Source organism: Loktanella sp. D2R18 (assembly GCF_003318235.1).
Classification (GTDB): domain Bacteria; phylum Pseudomonadota; class Alphaproteobacteria; order Rhodobacterales; family Rhodobacteraceae; genus Yoonia.
The window spans coordinates 251966-269643 of the sequence record NZ_QOCG01000009.1 but is presented as its reverse complement, the minus strand read 5'-3'; the positions used below and the strand labels follow the sequence as shown (position 1 = coordinate 269643).

The following is a 17678-nucleotide window of genomic DNA, read 5'->3' as shown; positions in this document are numbered from 1 at the left end:
GTCACTAACGACTCGTAGTCTGGCGGAATGGCCTGTTAACTTCCAGCAATAACACGCTTGGCGGTAAAATCGGCCAAAGATTTCCCATGCTCGTCAACAAACAGGCTAGGCAAAATGCGTAGTTCACTGATTTGATCAACCCGCAAATCGCTGAAGTCTTTTGTCTTTTCACACCATACAATGCAGGTCCAGAGCCGCCCCCAATAATCGAGCTGCAAAGGGCGCACCGTGCGCATAACATCGTCAATTGTGATCGATAGCTTCTGGCGCGCGCGGATCGCTTGGCGCATCGCGGGCAGGTGCTGAAACCCGCGCGCGGCATCTGCAAACGGGTAAATCGCGAACCCGTAACCTGTGGGCGCGCGTGACCGGTCTTCGGGCATTACAGCGTCCAGTTTGGCCAGAAGCGCCCGTGCGGCGGTTGACAATTGTGCGTCGTCGGACTGGCCAACGGCGCTGAGCCCCAAATGCAAGGCTTCAACCTCGGTCATTGTCAAGTTCAACGGGGGCAGGGTGATCGCCGCAGTGACGCGGTAGCCGATACCGCGTTCGCCCTCAATCGGCACACCTGATGCAGCCAATGTCTCCATATCGCGGTAGATCGTGCGCAGTGACACGCCTACCGCCGCCGAAATATCCGCCGCCTTGTGGAGCGTGCCATCGCGTAAGATTTGCACGATCTGCATTAATCGATCTGCGCGCTTCATAGCGTCACCATTTTGCGGTCCAACGGCGCAATGGTTTGGGCAGAGATGTCTGAAACCATAGGCGACGCAGCAGTTTTGATTTTCGGCGTTGATCCACGGCGCAAATATCCTCTACGCGCCGGTAGTTGAGTATGTCGCGGTCTAAGTCGTCGGGATTCAAGTTTTCATATGCGACATCTGGAAATACGATGTCATGCTGATCGCGTAACGCGATCAGGTCCGGGGCGTACCAATTGGTGACAGATTGCTTTGCCTCTTCGCGTAAGGCTGGCTTTGTGGGATTGGGAACGATGCGATCATTGCGTTCAAGCATTCCCCATAAAGCGTCCATTGGAAAATTAAAGTCCAGTGTTCCCGCATGACAATCCTTTAGGATCGCCATTGCTTCGGCGGACATCGTTGTGTTCAGTTCACCAGGGCCGCGTGTCAATTTACTGACGTCGATGTTAGGAAGATGATGATGGCAAAAATCTGCAACGATATCGCCTTGAAACAGCTGACTGCGCTCAAAGACACGCAAAGCAACATGTGGTGATACATTTTCGACAAAACCGTTGATCTGTGCCGACATCACATCGCGAGGCAGTGGGGTAAGGTCCGCACCAGCAACCTTAAGCCGCTGTTGATGAAATGACAAAAACCGCGCTGCGGGCGATCCCAAGTAAGCGACTATTTTTACGTCCTGAGCAATATCCCAAAGACGCTGTTTTGCATTGGCATAGGCCGCGCGCGAAAACTGTCGCATGAAGTGCTCGGAACTAATCAACACCTTGTCGGGGCTATCGCGCAACGCTTTCATCGCAAGATCATCCCATGCAGCTTTTGCGTCTAAGATGGATTTTTGGTCATCATCTATGAGCCAGCTTTGGCGTTCGGATTTAAATGATTGAAAATCAAAGATCTCATACCCGATCTTAATCGCATTCCCTTGGATTAGCGCCCCATTGGGCATCATGATTCCTTGGTCCCGCAGGTATGCGCGTGAATCGCGCAGCGCCATTTGCAAGCTTGTCGTCCCTGTTTTTGGGCTGCCGATATGGAGGATAAGCTGTTTGGCCGTCATTTGGGTTTTCTTGGTTTGCTACGGTTTGCGACATGAGCTTACGACGAATCATGCGTGAGGTCGAACCGTTGATGCGCTGTTATGCCAATTTTCTGACAACTGACAGTTTTGTGTCACAAATATAGAAAAACCCTTGCAAAAAAGGGTGTTTGTGCGGAGGAATTTGGTTGTTTTCGCTTTCCCTGCCGTAAAATGCGGCCTATGCCTAGAGAACAGAATGCAAAGCGCACCCTGCACGTGATGCGCAAGAGGAGACTATCATGCTTAACAATATCGGCCTTCCGGGCCTTCTACTGATCGCTGTCGTTGTTTTGGTCCTGTTTGGCCGCGGCAAAATTTCAAGCCTGATGGGCGAGGTGGGCAAAGGTATCACGGCGTTCAAAAAAGGTGTTGATGATGGCAAACAAGAAATCGAAGACAGCATCGAATCTGCGCGTGACGTGACCCCAGAAGAAGAAAAAGACAAAGCCTAATTTACCCGTAAGGAAGCGCTTATATGTTTGGTTTAGGCTGGAGCGAAATGGTGCTGGTTGGCATCGTGGCCCTGATTGTGATCGGGCCAAAGGACTTACCGGGAATGTTCCGCACCTTGGGGCAATTCACAGGCAAGGCCCGTGGCATGGCGCGTGAGTTTTCACGTGCGATGGAGTCCGCCGCCGACGAGGCGGGCATCGGTGAAATTCAAAAAACCGTGCGCGCCGCAGCCAACCCACAGAAATTCGGTGTGGATAAGATCAAAGAGGCCACCGGCATGACGCAGGCCCCAGAAAAGCCCGCGCTGTCGCCCGAACGCCAAGCCATTAAAGAAAAGATGAGCGACGCAATGGGCAAGGCCGCAACGGAACGTCAAGCCCGCGAAGCTGAGGCCGAAGCGGCACCCGAGGCAAAGCCAACTGAGACCCCGGAAAGCGATAGCAAATGAGCGCGACAGACGACATCGAAAATAGCGCCGCACCGCTGATCGAACATTTGACCGAACTGCGGTCACGGATGATCAAATCGCTGCTCGCGTTTATCGTGGGCATGGTGATTTGTTTCACAATCTGGAACCCGGTTTTCAACTTTTTGACCTATCCGCTTTGCGACGCGCTTGCGTCACGCGGACAGGCCTGCGATCTGCAGTTCATCGCGCTCGAAGAAGGTTTCTTTGTCGCGATTTCGATCTCGCTGCTGGGCGGGTTGATGTTGTCATTCCCCGTCATCAGCTTTCAGATGTGGCGCTTCGTGGCACCCGGCCTGTACAAGAGCGAGCAGGGGGCATTCTTGCCCTTTTTGGTCGCTTCACCGTTTATGTTCTTTCTGGGTGCAGCCTTTGCTTACTATGTGATTACACCGCTGGCCTTCGGGTTTTTCCTTGGCTTTCAACAGCCGGGCGTGCTTGAAGCCGGCGCCGATAGCGCCACGCAAGCTGCCGGTATTTTGTTCCAGGGCTCTGCAAAGGCTTACCTGAACCTGACTATCAAATTCATCGTGGCCTTTGGCCTGTGTTTCCAACTGCCCGTGCTGTTGACCCTTATGGGGAAGGCCGGCCTGGTGTCCGCACGCGGTCTGCGCGGCACCCGTAAATACGCGATGGTTGGCATTTTGATCGTTGCCGCACTAGCGACGCCGCCAGATGTTATCAGCCAAGTGATCCTATTTGTTGTGGTTTACGGGCTTTACGAAGTATCCATCCAGTTGGTTGCGCGCGTTGAACGTAAACGCGAAGCAAAACTGCGCGCCGATGGTCTGTGGGACGATGAAATCCATGGTGAAGGCCCAGTCGACGAAGATGAGGACGCCAAAGGTGAGTAAGAAATCACTACGCCGGATTGCAGAGGCGCTAGAGCGGATGTCCCCGCCACCGGCCAAGGCCCCTGATTTTTCAGTCGCCTCCGCCTTCGTCTGGCAGCCCGATCCGGATCGCTTGGTGCCTGTGGCAAGGGTCAACCGCGTGCCAGTGGAACTTCTGGTTGGTGTGAACCGTTCGCGCGACACACTGATGACCAATACTGCCCAGTTTGCCGCTGGCATGCCTGCGAATAACGCACTCCTTTGGGGCGCGCGCGGTATGGGGAAATCGAGCCTTGTGAAGGCCGTACACGGCGCATTGCAGGCCGATTACCCGGACCTTAAGGTCGTAGAGGTTCAGCGAGAGGATCTGCCCAGCATAGGCCGTTGTCTGAACATGCTACGCGGCGCGTCTGAGCGCTTTATCATGTTTTGCGACGATCTGTCGTTTGGCCATGATGATGCGCATTATAAATCGCTTAAGGCGGTTTTGGACGGCGGGATCGAAGGGCGGCCCGAGAATGTCGTGCTTTATGCGACCTCTAACCGTCGCCATTTGATGCCACGTGATATGATTGAAAACGAACGCTCTTCAGCGATTTCACCGTCTGAAGCGGTTGAAGAGAAAGTATCGCTGTCAGACCGCTTTGGTCTGTGGCTTGGTTTTCATCCTTGTGATCAAGATGATTATCTGGCGATGATCCGGGGCTATTGCGATGCGTATGCTGTCGACATTGACGATGAAACCCTACGGGCAGAGGCCATTGAATGGCAAGCCACACGCGGTAGCCGGTCTGGCCGCGTCGCTTGGCAGTATTTCACTGATCTTGCAGGGCGCCACGGTGTACGCTTGGCGTAAGGTGGATCTTGATCCACCCTACGTTTTATTGCGCGCTTACGGCAGGTAGTTAGCGGGATCGACGCTTTGCAGCCCACGACGTACTTCGAAGTGCAAGAAGCTAGGATCACCTGCGCGGACCTTACCAATGGTCTGGCCACGGCTGACGTTATCGCCTTTTTCGACGGTCAAGCTGTCGAGGTGGGTGTAGAGCGTCAGCAGGCCATCGCTGTGTTTAATCACAACCACGGATCCGCCGCTGGTATCAGCGGTCACCGCAGCGACATTGCCAGCGTCAGCGGCTTTGACGTCGGTGCCTGCGGATGCGCCGATGTCGATGCCTTCGTTCCGACCAGCAGCATATTCACGAATGATGTTGCCTGGCACTGGTTGGACCATGCGCGCGCTTGATGCGGCAGGGGCCGGGGCCGGTGTTCCGAGGTCCGGCGTTTCCGGCGCGGCAATCGGGGCTGTCGGTGTGACGTCAGGCAGCGGCGTTTCTGCGCTTGGTGGGATTGGCGTGGCTGTGCCTTCGCCGGGGGCGGTGACCGTCTCAGCTGGGCGCGTGCCGCCTTGGGGCACCAGTAAATATTGACCTTGGCGAATGGTGAACGCGCTATCAAGCCCATTCCATTCCGCAATAGCCGTGACCGGCACGTTATAGAGCCGCGAGATTGAATAGGCGGTTTCGCCGCGAACCACTTGGTGGCGAATTGGTTCCGCGCCTGCGGGTGTTGCTGGGGCTAGCGCCGCGGTTGGTGCCGGATCAAGCGGCGTTGCGGTTACGCCACCCGAAGCTTCGGCGCGGTCAAGCGCTGTGGTCGCAACGGCGGCGACGTCAAAGGATTGTGTGGCCCCAGTCGCCGCTGAAGGTTCGGCAACGCGGCCGGGCAATGCGATGATTTCATCGCGGCGCAAGATCACATCGGGCTCAACCCCGTTGTATTCTGCCAACTCATTCGCATCGAGCCCCAACCGGATTGCGATCCCGCGGATCGTATCGTCTTGGCGGGCGACAACGACCTGATAGGTCGGATATGAAATCACGCCGCGATCATCAGGGCGTGGCCGGTTCGGTAGGTTCGTAACAGAGTCTGACGTATCAAAACCGTTACCAACATCCCGGAAATCTGCGTCAAACCCTTCGCATGCTGCCAGCGCTGCCAGCGCGACACCCGTCATCAAAATTCGTCTTACTGTGCGTTGCCCAGTGGCCATGATACCGCTCCTTGTGCCAAGCCGCCCCTTATTGTCGGGGTCGTGCCCTTTTTATATATGTTTACTCTTGTCCGAGCCCTTCAAGCAAGGGGACAAACCGCACGGCCCGTAATTCGTCGTAATCATAGCCGGTTTCATGCCGAGTGACGCGGATCAGGCTTTGCACGGCATCTGACTGCCCAACAGGCAAAACCATGATGCCGCCAACGCGCAATTGCGCCAAAAGCGGGCCGGGGGGGTCTTCGGCGGCGGCAGTCAAAAGGATACGGTCAAACGGGGCTTGGTCGGGCAACCCGTGGCTGCCGTCGGCAGTCAGGCTGGTGATATTGCTGATGCCTTGTTCGTCAAATGTCGCGCGGGCAGCATGCACAAGGCTGCGAAACCGTTCCACCGTGTAGACGCGGCGCGCCAGTTTCGACAAGATCGCCGCCTGATAGCCAGACCCCGTGCCGATCTCGAGCACCTTATCGCGCGGCCCGATATTCAACGCTTGCGTCATCAATCCAACGACCGAAGGTTGGCTGATTGTCTGCCCGCTGGCAATTGGCAGCGGCATGTCCTCATACGCGCGGTCAGCAAAAATCCCTTTGACATAGGCGGCGCGATCCACCTGTTCCATCGCGGTCAAAACGCGCGCATCCGTGACGCCCTTGCTGCGCAAAGCATAGACAAATTGCATCTTGGTTGGCGCGTCAAACGTCACGAAAATATATCCTCAAGTTCCGCAACCATATCATAATCAGTCAGGTCCGCGCGCATTGGGGTGACCGAAATGTAGCCATCAAGGTTTACTGCGGCGTCTGTGCCTGGCGCCGTGGGCGTATGCTGCGGCCCGCCGCGGACCCACAGGAATTTGCGGCCCGTGGGTGAGGTCTGCGCCTCGGCAGTGAAATTCGTGTCCTTGCGAAACCCTTGTGAGGCGGCTTGCACGCCTTTGACGTCAGCAGCCGCGACAGGCGGGAAGTTCACGTTGTAGAACAGCCGGTAGTTGGCTTGATCCCATAGGTTTGGATCAAGTAGGGTCTTGATGACAGTTGCGCCATGGGTTGCCGCAGCTTCGAACGGGTCTGAAAGCTGCGCGTTCTCGGGGCCGAAATATTGCGAGAGTGCAATCGCAGGAATACCTTGCAAAGCGGCCTCCATCGCGCCGCCAATGGTCCCGGAATAGAGCGTGTTTTCAGCAGCGTTATTCCCCCGGTTCACACCTGACAGCACCAGATCAGGGCGCTGATCCTTCATCACATCATAAAGCCCGGCAATTACGCAATCGGCTGGTGACCCTTCGGCGGCAAAGCGGCGCTCTTCAAGCTGCGCGATCATCGTGGGGTGGGTATAGCTGATGCAATGGCCGACGCCCGATTGTTCAAACGCAGGGGCCACGGTCCAAACTTCGCCGTCCTCGCCAGCAATCTCATGGGCAATTTTGGTCAATACCTGCAAGCCCGGCGCGTTGATCCCGTCGTCGTTCGTAATAAGTATGCGCATGCTGCCGTCCCTTCGAGTGCTAACACGTTCCTAGGCCAGCAATCATGGGGCGGCAAGCGGCTGCAACACATGTGCCTCGGCGATTTATGTGCTGTGGCGGAAAGGACTCAGAAAAGTTGGATCCGATGCAATTTGAACCCGAAAAAGGTAGGTCGTCTTAGCGGGTATGAATTTGATAGGAGGCACTGCCACCAATGCGTTGAGGAAAGCACACTATTGGGCAAATTGCCCTCCCCAAATTCTTCCATCCTCTGTGCTGTCCATGAGCCACTTTATCTGATTTGGCCAACCCTGGGTGAGTTCCATCCAGTCGCTTGGGCATCCCATAATGACGACGTCTTCGGCCCAAAGCGTAAGGAGTTTCAAGTTTAGGGCCTCATACTCCGCTAAAGGATGCAACATTCTATAAAATTCATCTCTTACGGGAAATGGAACACTTTCAATTTGGACGAGTTCGGGAAGGCTAGTGGCGATTCCAAGTCGTACCTCACAATTTTCGGGCACGACGATCTCGAAAGATGTATGACTCCAACCATGAGGGTTTGCGCCGGAATTTATGGCTGCTTGCAAGTAGAATAAGTGGGGCCAAAATAAAGGAAAATCCAAGGATGTCGTATCCACGTCAACCTGATAGCCATTCATGGCTATTTGTCGACGAAGAGTATCCGTACACCTGTCAAGGACATCGGAATAATAATTCGCTCCCTTCTCTATAAGATTGGGCGTTGCGTACCAGTTAGAAAGCTCATCACATTCCCACACAGCTGGCATACCAAGCGACGCTTGCGGCGGTAACGTCGTTCTATCTTGTTGAGCAAATACGATAGAATGCGAAGATGCTACTAACAAAGCTGACAAGGCAAATATTCGCACTCCTCCAATCCACAATATTTGATATTCGTAGGATTGTAACTTCCTAGGGCACACCCACGCAATAAGATATATGCAGTCACTTAATCAATAGCGTTGCGGTTAACCCAAAATAGAGGGGGCTAACCGAGCCGCTTCGTCCGCTGGTTTTGCCAATGGTGTGCGGTCTTCGCCGGGGTAGAACCGCGCGCGTGTTGCTGTCGGCATCGGGTTGGGTGTTAGGATTTCGACGCGTGGGCCGGTTTTCACTGATTCCGCTTGCCAGCTTTTGGCCAGCGCGATTTGCGCGGCTTTGGTGGCGCCGTAAGAGCCAAAGAATTGTTCGCCGCCGCGGGGGTCATCGAAAAACACGGCTTTGCCCGTAACTCCCAAGAGCGGGCCTGCATAGGCGATCAGCCGTGCTGTGGCTTCGATGTTGATGGCCATTGATTTGGCCAAGTCTTTAGGGCCGATATGGCCAGCAGGGGCCAAGGGCGCCGCGTGAATGGCTGTGTGCAGCCATAGGTCCAGCTTGCCCCAGCGGTCAAAAATGCCACGGCACAATTGCTGCATTGCCTCATCAACGGTGATGTCCATTGGTGCGAGCGTTGCCTGACCGCCCGCAGCCTGAATGGCGTCGTCCAGCTCTTCAAGCCCGCCGACAGTTTTGCCGACGGCGATGATGTGATGGGTCGGGGCCAACGCCTTGGCTAGGGCTGCGCCAAGGCCGCGTGACGCGCCGGTGATAAGTGCAATTTTTGTCATAGCAGCGGTTTGCTGCGATTGGTGCGCGACGTCAAGTCCTAGCGACCCGGAACCATCAGCACATGCTGCGTACCAGCACGGTCGGTCAGCACGACTTGGGCCGCGTCAATGGCGGAAATGGTCACGCCAAAGGCCGTTTCGCCAGTGGTGACGCGCGCAATATCCCCACGCCGCGACCGGATTAGCGCCGCTGGCGCATCTTGCCCCATCATCACACCGATCACGGCAAGATTTTGGAGGCTCAGCATATCGGGCATCGTCGCAGAGGCTGCGACATTGGTCGGTGTGTCCGTCGTCATGTTTGAAAACCGCGTCATATAGGGATGATCGCAGCGCTATGCCTGAACGCCTGAGACAAGGAAACCCCTTGTACGTAACGTCATTGTGAGCGGGGTGACTGCCAGCTAAGGCTGCAAAATGACCTTGCCCGCGCTGTCTGTCACAGCCGCGCTCAGTGGATTTTCCAAGAGCGGCAACAGGTTGGAGAGGGGGCGACAAAGCGCTGTGCCCTTAGGGCTACAGACGAAAGGCCGTTCGACCAGGACCGGATGTGCGACCATCGCGTCCAAAATGTGATCGTCTGTCACGCCAGTATCAAGCAGACCCAAGTCGGCGGCAGGGGAGCGTTTGGCGCGCATGGCCTCGGATGGTGTAACGCCAGCTGCGGCAAATAGGCCCAGAAGCTGCGCGCGTGTCCAGCCGGTTTCAAGATACTTGACTAAAATTGGTTCAGTGCCCGAGGCGCGGATTACAGCCAATGCATTGCGCGAGGCACTGCAATTGGCGTTGTGGTAGATGACCGTCGCCATGGACTATTCCGCAGCGATCTTATTTGCTTTGAACCCTTTGGTGATCATATCGCTGGGTGGTACGGGGTATTCGCCCGAAAAACACGCGTCGCAATAGGCGGGGCATGCGCTGTCGCGCCCGTTTTCTTCGCCAACCGCACGGTAAAGCCCATCAAGTGAGATGAATTTCAGGCTGTCAACCGCAAGGTGCACACGCATTTCTTCGGCACTCATATTGGCGGCTAGTAGCTTGTCGCGCTCTGGGGTGTCGACCCCGTAAAAACAAGGCCAGGCAGTCGGCGGCGACGCGATGCGGAAATGCACCTCTGCGGCGCCGGCATCTAGGATCATCTCTTTGATTTTGCGGCTGGTGGTGCCACGTACAACGCTATCGTCCACCAAAATCACGCGCTTCCCTTTGATCAGGGCGCGGTTCACGTTCAGTTTCAGGCGCACACCCATGTTGCGGATGCTCTCGGAGGGTTCAATAAACGTCCGGCCCATATACTGGTTGCGGATGATCCCCATCGCGTAAGGAATGCCCGATTGCAGACTATAGCCGATCGCTGCAGGGGTACCGCTATCGGGAACCGGGCAGACCAAATCGGCGTCAACGGGGGATTCTTTGGCCAATTCACGCCCGATGTTTTCGCGCGTTTCATAGACAGAACGCCCACCAAGTGTTGAATCAGGGCGGCTAAAGTAGACGTGTTCAAAGATACAGAACCTTGATTTCGCAGGGCGGAACGGGAAATGGCTTTGCACGCCGTCTTTGGTGATAACAACCATTTCACCGGGCTCAATTTCGCGGACCAGTTCGGCGCCGATAATATCAAGCGCGCAAGTCTCAGACGAAAGCACCCAGCCATCACCAACCTTGCCAAGAACGAGCGGGCGTACGCCCAGCGGGTCACGACAGCCGATCAGTTTGGTGCGGGTCATGGCGACAATGGAAAACGCGCCTTCGACTTTGCGCAGGGCCTCTTCCATGCGGTCCGGAATCGTACGGCCCATAGAGCGTGCCATCAGGTGAACGATACACTCACTGTCGGATGAGGATTGAAAGATCGAGCCGCGCTCAATCAGTTCTTTGCGCAGGGCCAGCGCGTTGGTGATATTGCCGTTATGCGCAATCGCCGCACCGCCCATCGCAAATTCACCAAAGAACGGCTGCACATCGCGGATCGCAGTTTGCTGGCTTTTGTGGCCCGCTGTGGAATAGCGCACATGCCCAATACCGATGGGGCCGGGTAGGCTGGCCATCATATCAGAGGATGTAAAGTTGTCGCGCACCAAACCCATGCGGCGGGCCTGACTAAACCCGGTTTCAAAGTCATGAGTGACAATCCCGCCAGCTTCTTGACCGCGGTGCTGTAGCGCGTGCAGACCGAGAGCGACAAAATTGGACGCGTCGGTCACGCCGACAACGCCAAAGACGCCACATTCCTCCCGCAGTTTATCATCGTCAAAAGGATGGGCGGGGGGCATTTGGCTGGACAAGGGGCAGCTCCGAATCCGAAGTGAGGTTTGATTGCCCCTCTCTTAGTCGGTCAAGGCGGCGGTGTCACGAAACGATCATACTTGTCTGCATGGAAAGTGTTCGATGCGTCAAAACAGGTGCATATTCTGGCGTTCGAACGAAGAAAGCCACCGCAGGTTGCGGTGGCTTCCAATTCGCTTGATGGGGATTCTGCTATTCAGCAGGCGCGCCACATGACCCAACGAGTTGCTGGTACTGTTCTTTGATCCAGCCCAGTGCTTCTTCGGGGTTTTGTTCTTCGATTTTTCCGGTCAACTGATCAAACACCTGCGATGCGCGGCTGTCGTCGATCACGGCGATCTCTTGGGCGGCAAAAACTGTGTCGTAGACAAAGAACGCGACGGCAACCAAAAGAATACCGCGCAGCACACCGAAGAAGAACCCAAGCGCCTGATCAACGCCGCCAAGCGCAGAGCGCTGAATGACGCTTGAAAACAGCGGTGTGAAAATCGCGAAAACAACAAGTGCGACCGCAAAGACGGCAGCAAAGGCTGCAATGATTGCAAGTTCACAGCTATCGCCGATGAAATCGCCAAGCACAGGGATTTGCTGCACCAGTGGTTCAACCTGATCTGCGAAAATAAATGCGACAATCGTCGCGCCGACCCAACCCAAGATCGCCATCGCCTCGCGTACCAGGCCACGGCTGTATGCCAATACACCTGATAAGAGGATGATAATGGCGACGCCTGCGTCAATAAGTGTGAAGCCTTCCATGGTCCGTCTCCTGCCTTAACGCTATCTCGCGCCAAATACGTCTTCTACAAATCCGGCCAAATCGTCAGCATGACGCATTTGCAAACCGGCCACGGCAGGCTGTTTGGCCTGCTGCGGAACTATTGCCGTTGTAAAACCAAGTTTTTGCGCTTCTTTCAATCTATTTTCCGTTTGCACCACCGGACGTAGTGCCCCCGATAAGCTGATTTCCCCGAATATGACGGCTTCGGCGGGCAGGGCGGCGTCTTCGCGTGCAGACACAAGTGCGGCAGCAACCGCCAAGTCTGCGGCGGGCTCTGATATGCGCAAACCCCCTGCTACATTGAGATAAACGTCCAATCCGGTAAAGGGCACACCGCAGCGCGATTCAAGTACAGCAAGGATCATTGCAAGGCGCCCACTGTCCCAACCGACCACCGATCGGCGCGGTTGACTGTGTGGCGAAGGTGCCACAAGTGCTTGGATCTCGCACAGCATGGGCCGGGAGCCTTCGATGCCACAAAATACAACCGATCCGGGCGCAGGCTTGCCGCGTTCGGACAAAAACAGCGCCGATGGGTTCTTGACCTCGACCAATCCTTTGCCCGTCATTTCGAACACCCCAATTTCGTCAGCGGGGCCAAACCGGTTTTTGACAGCGCGCAAAATACGATACTGGTGGCCGCGTTCGCCTTGGAAATAAAGCACTGTATCGACCATATGTTCGACAACCCGCGGACCCGCGATGCTGCCGTCTTTGGTCACGTGGCCGACCATGACCACAGCCATGCCATTGCGTTTGGCAAATGACGTCAGTTCATGTGCAGACGATCTGACCTGTGACACCGATCCCGGCGCACTGTCGACATTGTCGGCCCACATCGTCTGGATCGAATCGATAATCGCCAGATCAGGTTTCTCTGCCTCAAGCGTCGTCAAAATATCGCGCAGGTTGGTTTCAGAGGCAAGCATCACGGGACTTTTTTCCAGCCCCAGACGGCGCGCCCGCATTTGGACCTGCGCGTTTGATTCTTCGCCTGAGATATAGATCACCTTTAGCCCGTTGCGGGCAAAGCGTGCGGCGGCTTGCAGTAACAATGTAGATTTACCGATGCCGGGATCGCCGCCAACCAACAATGCGGATGCTTTGACCAATCCACCGCCCAAAACGCGGTCGAGTTCGCCGACCCCAGAATATGTGCGTGGCGGTTCTTTTTCTTGGGTATCAAGATCGGTCAGTGGAATCGTCTTGCCGCGCATGGCGCCCAGCGATTTCCCCTTAGGGCCGCTGGCCAATGCCGTGCTTTGGGTGATTGTGTTCCATTCTTTGCAGGCATCACATTGTCCTGACCATTTGCCAAAGGACGTGCCGCATGCGGAACAGGTGAAATTAAGTTCTTTTGCCATGTTCACCTTTTGACCCATTTCGCAGCGCACGGCAATGGATGTTTGCTTGGCCACGCAATAGGTGGCCAAGCATTGTGCTTAATCGGCGTCAAGCATGCCGGATTTGAACAAAAGCCCCGCAGCCACCGCGCCAATGACGGGGGCGATGATAAATAGCCAAACCTGCGAAAGCGCGTGGGCGCCCGCAAACAAGGCAGGCCCAAACGACCGGGCAGGGTTCACCGAAACGCCGGTGACATTGATGCCGACCAAATGGATCACCACAAGCGCAAGACCAATCGCTAACCCGGCCATACTGGCTGGTGCGCTTTTGCCGGTTGCGCCCAAGATTACGACCATAAACAGGAACGTTGCAACCACTTCGAACACGAAGGCTGAGGTCATGTTATATTCACCAAGATAACCCGCGCCCCAACCGTTTTGGCCTAACCCGTTTTCAGCAACGGTGTAATCCACCTTGCCCGAGGCAATCATCAACAAGACAGCCGCTGCGACGATGCCGCCCGCAAACTGCGCGGCGATATAACGGATGGCTTCGGCAATGGTCATGCGGCCTGCGGCAACGGCACCCAGTGAAACGGCTGGGTTAATGTGGCAGCCCGATACGGGCCCAATCCCATAGGCCATCCCAATAAGCGCGAGCCCAAAAGCAAAACTGATCCCTGTCAGCCCGATATCCGCCCCTGCGATCACGGCGGCCCCGCAGCCAAATAAGACCAGCGTAAATGTCCCAATAAATTCAGCGACTAATTTCTTCATTTTCCATCCCTTTGGTTGTTGTGGCTAAGGGTCTAACACGTGTTGGTGTATATAGGGGGATTTTGTTTTGGTTTGGCTAGGTGTTGTGTTTTGCGGTTAGCGCGGAAATCACAATTGACGCTAAGATGCAGGCGGTAAACAGATATAGCCCCCATGCGGTCTCAACCTTGCCGATGCCGACACCTTTGACCACGACGACATAGAGCGCGACCAAAAACACATCGGCCATCGCCAGTTTTCCCAACCAAGACAACACCGGCAACACCTTGCGGCGCATCAGGTTAAAATGGATTAGCGCCAGCCCAATGGTTTTGAGATAGGGCGCGAAAAGCGCAAAGAAGGTCACGAGCAAGGCAAGCGCCACGTCACTTTCCCACAGCGATTGCATGCCCGTGATCACGCTTATTTCGCTGAGCCCAAACAACGGCAATAACCCGGCCCGCATTAAGGGCGCAAACCACGCGATTGGGAAAAGCACCAGCAGCGCAAGATTTGCGATCCGCAACCACTTTAACATCTATTTACCATAGGTCCGGCGGTTATAGCGCGCACCAAGCTGGGTCAGGATTTCATAGCCGATTGTACCTGCTTTCGTCGCAAGCGTATCCAGTGTTTGTTGCGGGCCGATCAATGTCAGGCGCTCGGGGTCTTCGGTCAGATCTGTTACGTCAATCGTGAGCAAATCCATCGACACGCGGCCAATCAACGGGCAGGGGGTATCATTGTGATAAAGGATCGCCTTATCCGACAGATAGCGCATGATCCCATCCGCATAACCGCCTGACACCGTTGCCACGCGCGTTGGGCGTTCGGCCTGCCAATTGTTGCCGTATCCAACGACCTCGCCTTCGGCCACATCGCGGATTTGTATGACAGGTAGTTCCAGTTCAACGACCGGGGTTGCTTGTTCAAATGGCATCCCGCCATACAAACCAATGCCCGGACGGGTCAGGTCAAAGTGATATTCAGGCCCTAGCAGAATGCCACCCGTGGCCGCCAATGAGCGTGGCACTTGAATACCGTCCGTCAACTGTTTGAAAACACTTAGCTGATGTGGATTCATCGGGTGGTCGGGCTCATCTGCGCAAGACAGATGGCTCATCACCAGTTTAGGGCCTTGTGACAAAATCAATTCGGCCAATGCGCCCCATTCTTGCGGCTCCATCCCGAGCCGGTTCATGCCGGTATCAAGCTGAATCCCAAATGCATGGCCGGGTAGCGTTTCAAAATGTTGGGTCATCTGCTCAACGGAATTGAGCATTGGCGTCAGGTTCAATTCGCGGATCAAATCGGTGTCACCACGCATATGCCCCGAGAACACAGAAATCTCGGGGCCGGGGCCAAGTGCCTCGCGCAGGGGTGCAGCCTCTTCGGCGACAGCAACAAAGAACTTGCGTGCGCCAGCTTTGAACAGGGCCTTCGAGACATTCTCGATCCCGATACCGTAAGCATCCGCTTTCACCACCGCAGCGGTTTTGCAATTGGTCATGCCGTCAAGTGCGCGCCAGTTGGCGACGACGGCGTCGAGATCTATTGTCAGGCGTCCAGTACTCATAACGACCTTTTGGCAGGGGGCGCACGGTCCGGCAAGAGGGAACAACCGCGCCGTCGGCCACAACCGAGATGATTTGTGTTTTTCAGGTTACGCTGGTGAATTTCGGCGGAAACTTGCTTCTTTAAAGACAGTGCGGGGTGGGATCGGGGGTTAACCAATCAGTAGGTTTTCCCGCGCCTATATCAAACCACGTTCTTTCGCCTCGGCTATTCTGCGTTGGGTTTCTGCAGCACGTTCAAGTTGTGCTTGAGTGTCCGCGAGTGCAACTTCCGCCGCAAGCTTGGCACCGCTGCGGCGAACGATGAAATTGTCGATGACAAGTAATACAACAGGCCATATGAAAATGCCGTGAACGGTCAAGATCGCAATGACCATTTCACGCATCCCTTCCCATGAATTCAAAGGAAAGCCGGGGTGATCCGGGTCCGAGATCAACAGATTTTCGAAGAATGGGCTGGAATGATACCCAATCAAGCCTCCCAGCACGACAGCTGCTACAAGCCGGTATTTAGTCTGTTTGCGGTGTCGTTCTACCCGCGTTGCCAAAGAGAGGCGTGTTTCAACAGTATTTTTCATATGTGCCCATGCAACACGTCAGGTTGTGTAAAATCTATCTTCTCGCTCAAAGGGTATTGGTCTCACCATTCTTGGGCAACTACTTATTCGCTCAATATTCCTCAATCGCGCCGCTTTGCCATGGTTTCACCAGATCGCCAAAGCGGGTGAATTCGGCGGTGAACGACAGTTCAATCGTGCCAATCGGGCCGTGACGTTGTTTGCCGACGATGACTTCGGCTTTGGCGTGCAGGCTCGACATTTTTTCTTGCCAAGCGGCGATGGCTTCCATGTTGGAATCATCAGGCTTTTCACGCTCAACGTAATATTCGCCACGGTAAACGAACATAACCACATCGGCATCTTGCTCGATCGATCCAGATTCACGCAAATCCGATAACTGCGGGCGCTTATCTTCGCGGTTTTCGACCTGACGCGATAGCTGTGACAGGGCGATCACAGGGATGTTTAATTCCTTGGCGATGGCTTTCAGGCCCATTGAGATTTCACCGATCTCCTGCACCCGGTTTTCAGAGGTCCCACGTACAAGCTGCAAATAGTCAACGATCAACAAATCAAGCCCATGCGTCCGTTTCAAACGCCTAGCACGCGCAGAGAGCTGTGAAATTGGAATCGCGGCGGTGTCGTCAATAAACAGCGGACAGGATTCAAGGTTCTTGGCCGCGTCCACAAAGCGGCGGAATTCGCCTTCGGTCATGTCACCTTGGCGGATTTTATGCGACGAAATCTCCGACGCTTCGGCCAGAATACGGCCCGCAAGTTGCTCGGCGCTCATCTCCAGTGAAAAGAATCCGACAACGCCGCCATCTACTGCACCTTCGGACCCATCGGACAGTTTGCCCTTTTGGTAAGCTTTGGCGACGTTATAGGCGATATTGGTGGCCAGCGATGTTTTCCCCATTGATGGACGCCCCGCAAGGATCAGAAGGTCAGATTTGTGCAAGCCCCCTAACTTTCCGTCCAAATCAATCAGTCCGGTTGAAATCCCGGCCAATCCGCCTTCGCGTTGGTAGGCGGTATTGGCAACATTCACGGCCTCGGTGACTGCGCGTAGGAACGACTGGAAGCCGCTGTCAGAGCTGCCTTGTTCGGCCAAATTATATAGCGCTTGTTCGGCTTCGACGATTTGTTCTTTGGGTTCTGAATCGACCGAGACACGGGTGGCCTTGTCCGAAATATCGCGGCCCACTTTGATCAATTCGCGGCGCACAGAGAAATCATAGATCATCTGGGCATAGTCACGTGCCGCAAAGGCAGAAATCGCGGCGCCCGCAAGGCGCGCCAGATAGGCAGGCCCCCCGAGTTCCTTTAGCCCCTCATCACCCTCTAGAAATGCCTTAAGCGTCACGGGGCTCGCCAATGCGTTCTTTGCAATCCGTGCGGCAGCAGTTTCAAAGATACGCGCGTGTACCGGGTCGTAGAAGTGCTGTGGCCCAACAACCGATGCAACCCGGTCAAAAATGTCGTTATTGGTCAGGATCGCACCCAAAAGCTGTTGTTCAGCCTCGGTTGAGTGGGGCATTAGCTCTTGTGTGGTTTCTTCCACGCCAGTCGCATTGAATGTTGTAATCTCGTTCATTGTCGACTTTCAGCAATTCATCATGGGCTTCTAACAGGGGTGTGCGTTTGTACATAGCGCAGATTCTGTGGAACGATTGGGAT

The 17678-nt window shown here is 55.1% G+C and carries 20 protein-coding genes; 4 read left to right on the top strand and 16 right to left on the bottom strand.

The window, feature by feature from the left end:
• Nucleotides 1-35: 35 nt before the first annotated feature.
• Nucleotides 36-707, bottom strand: coding sequence for a helix-turn-helix transcriptional regulator (locus DS901_RS06425; protein ID WP_113776098.1), 672 nt, complete (start codon nucleotides 705-707; stop codon nucleotides 36-38).
• 4 nt (nucleotides 708-711) lie between these two features.
• The gene (locus DS901_RS06420) at nucleotides 712-1770 is read right to left on the bottom strand and encodes a hypothetical protein (protein WP_113776097.1); all 1059 of its coding nucleotides are present in this window, start codon (nucleotides 1768-1770) and stop codon (nucleotides 712-714) included.
• Nucleotides 1771-2030: 260 nt separating this feature from the next.
• Here DS901_RS06420 and DS901_RS06415 point away from each other — a divergent pair, with 260 nt between their 5' ends.
• Genes DS901_RS06415 through DS901_RS06400 form a run of 4 tightly spaced genes read left to right on the top strand, consistent with a single transcriptional unit; the run spans nucleotide 2031 to nucleotide 4399 of the window.
• On the top strand, nucleotides 2031-2243 hold the full coding sequence (locus tag DS901_RS06415) for a twin-arginine translocase TatA/TatE family subunit (RefSeq protein WP_113776096.1): 213 nt from the start codon (nucleotides 2031-2033) through the stop codon (nucleotides 2241-2243).
• Nucleotides 2244-2266: 23 nt separating this feature from the next.
• Nucleotides 2267-2692, top strand: coding sequence for a Sec-independent protein translocase protein TatB (gene tatB, locus DS901_RS06410; protein ID WP_113776095.1), 426 nt, complete (start codon nucleotides 2267-2269; stop codon nucleotides 2690-2692).
• On the top strand, nucleotides 2689-3564 hold the full coding sequence (gene tatC / locus DS901_RS06405) for a twin-arginine translocase subunit TatC (protein WP_113776094.1): 876 nt from the start codon (nucleotides 2689-2691) through the stop codon (nucleotides 3562-3564). Before tatB ends, tatC begins: the two co-directional genes overlap by 4 nt.
• A gap of 37 nt (nucleotides 3565-3601) precedes the next feature.
• The gene (locus DS901_RS06400) at nucleotides 3602-4399 is read left to right on the top strand and encodes an ATP-binding protein (protein ID WP_404932343.1); all 798 of its coding nucleotides are present in this window, start codon (nucleotides 3602-3604) and stop codon (nucleotides 4397-4399) included.
• Nucleotides 4400-4435: 36 nt separating this feature from the next.
• Here DS901_RS06400 and DS901_RS06395 read toward each other — a convergent pair whose 3' ends face one another.
• The 14 genes from DS901_RS06395 to DS901_RS06325 form a co-directional block, all read right to left on the bottom strand.
• The gene (locus tag DS901_RS06395; RefSeq protein WP_113776092.1) at nucleotides 4436-5596 is read right to left on the bottom strand and encodes a M23 family metallopeptidase; all 1161 of its coding nucleotides are present in this window, start codon (nucleotides 5594-5596) and stop codon (nucleotides 4436-4438) included.
• 61 nt (nucleotides 5597-5657) lie between these two features.
• A complete protein-coding gene (locus tag DS901_RS06390) occupies nucleotides 5658-6299 on the bottom strand; it encodes a protein-L-isoaspartate(D-aspartate) O-methyltransferase (protein WP_113776091.1) in 642 nt (213 codons plus the stop codon).
• Entirely contained in the window at nucleotides 6296-7081 is a 786-nt protein-coding gene (surE, locus tag DS901_RS06385; RefSeq protein ID WP_113776090.1) for a 5'/3'-nucleotidase SurE, read from the bottom strand. The genes DS901_RS06390 and surE overlap by 4 nt, the downstream gene beginning before the upstream one ends.
• A gap of 972 nt (nucleotides 7082-8053) precedes the next feature.
• The gene (locus DS901_RS06375) at nucleotides 8054-8695 is read right to left on the bottom strand and encodes an SDR family NAD(P)-dependent oxidoreductase (protein ID WP_113776088.1); all 642 of its coding nucleotides are present in this window, start codon (nucleotides 8693-8695) and stop codon (nucleotides 8054-8056) included.
• A 38-nt stretch (nucleotides 8696-8733) separates the two neighbouring features.
• Nucleotides 8734-8994, bottom strand: a complete 261-nt coding sequence (locus tag DS901_RS06370) for a pilus assembly protein PilP (RefSeq protein ID WP_147249865.1) — start codon at nucleotides 8992-8994, stop codon at nucleotides 8734-8736.
• 105 nt (nucleotides 8995-9099) lie between these two features.
• Nucleotides 9100-9504, bottom strand: a complete 405-nt coding sequence (gene arsC, locus DS901_RS06365; RefSeq protein WP_113776086.1) for an arsenate reductase (glutaredoxin) — start codon at nucleotides 9502-9504, stop codon at nucleotides 9100-9102.
• A gap of 3 nt (nucleotides 9505-9507) precedes the next feature.
• Nucleotides 9508-10971, bottom strand: a complete 1464-nt coding sequence (gene purF / locus DS901_RS06360) for an amidophosphoribosyltransferase (protein ID WP_113776085.1) — start codon at nucleotides 10969-10971, stop codon at nucleotides 9508-9510.
• 205 nt (nucleotides 10972-11176) lie between these two features.
• Nucleotides 11177-11740, bottom strand: a complete 564-nt coding sequence (locus DS901_RS06355; protein ID WP_113776084.1) for a CvpA family protein — start codon at nucleotides 11738-11740, stop codon at nucleotides 11177-11179.
• Between the two features lie 21 nt (nucleotides 11741-11761).
• Entirely contained in the window at nucleotides 11762-13126 is a 1365-nt protein-coding gene (gene radA, locus DS901_RS06350) for a DNA repair protein RadA (protein WP_113776152.1), read from the bottom strand.
• Between the two features lie 78 nt (nucleotides 13127-13204).
• Nucleotides 13205-13885, bottom strand: coding sequence for an aquaporin Z (gene aqpZ, locus DS901_RS06345; RefSeq protein WP_113776083.1), 681 nt, complete (start codon nucleotides 13883-13885; stop codon nucleotides 13205-13207).
• A 76-nt stretch (nucleotides 13886-13961) separates the two neighbouring features.
• Nucleotides 13962-14402, bottom strand: a complete 441-nt coding sequence (locus DS901_RS06340; RefSeq protein WP_113776082.1) for a paraquat-inducible protein A — start codon at nucleotides 14400-14402, stop codon at nucleotides 13962-13964.
• Nucleotides 14403-15440 carry an alanine racemase gene (gene alr, locus DS901_RS06335; RefSeq protein WP_113776081.1) on the bottom strand — a complete coding sequence of 346 codons (1038 nt, stop codon included), beginning with the start codon at nucleotides 15438-15440 and terminating at the stop codon, nucleotides 14403-14405. It abuts the gene before it with no gap.
• A gap of 177 nt (nucleotides 15441-15617) precedes the next feature.
• On the bottom strand, nucleotides 15618-16016 hold the full coding sequence (locus tag DS901_RS06330) for a hypothetical protein (protein ID WP_113776080.1): 399 nt from the start codon (nucleotides 16014-16016) through the stop codon (nucleotides 15618-15620).
• 91 nt (nucleotides 16017-16107) lie between these two features.
• Nucleotides 16108-17595 carry a replicative DNA helicase gene (locus DS901_RS06325; RefSeq protein ID WP_113776079.1) on the bottom strand — a complete coding sequence of 496 codons (1488 nt, stop codon included), beginning with the start codon at nucleotides 17593-17595 and terminating at the stop codon, nucleotides 16108-16110.
• Nucleotides 17596-17678: the final 83 nt, after the last annotated feature.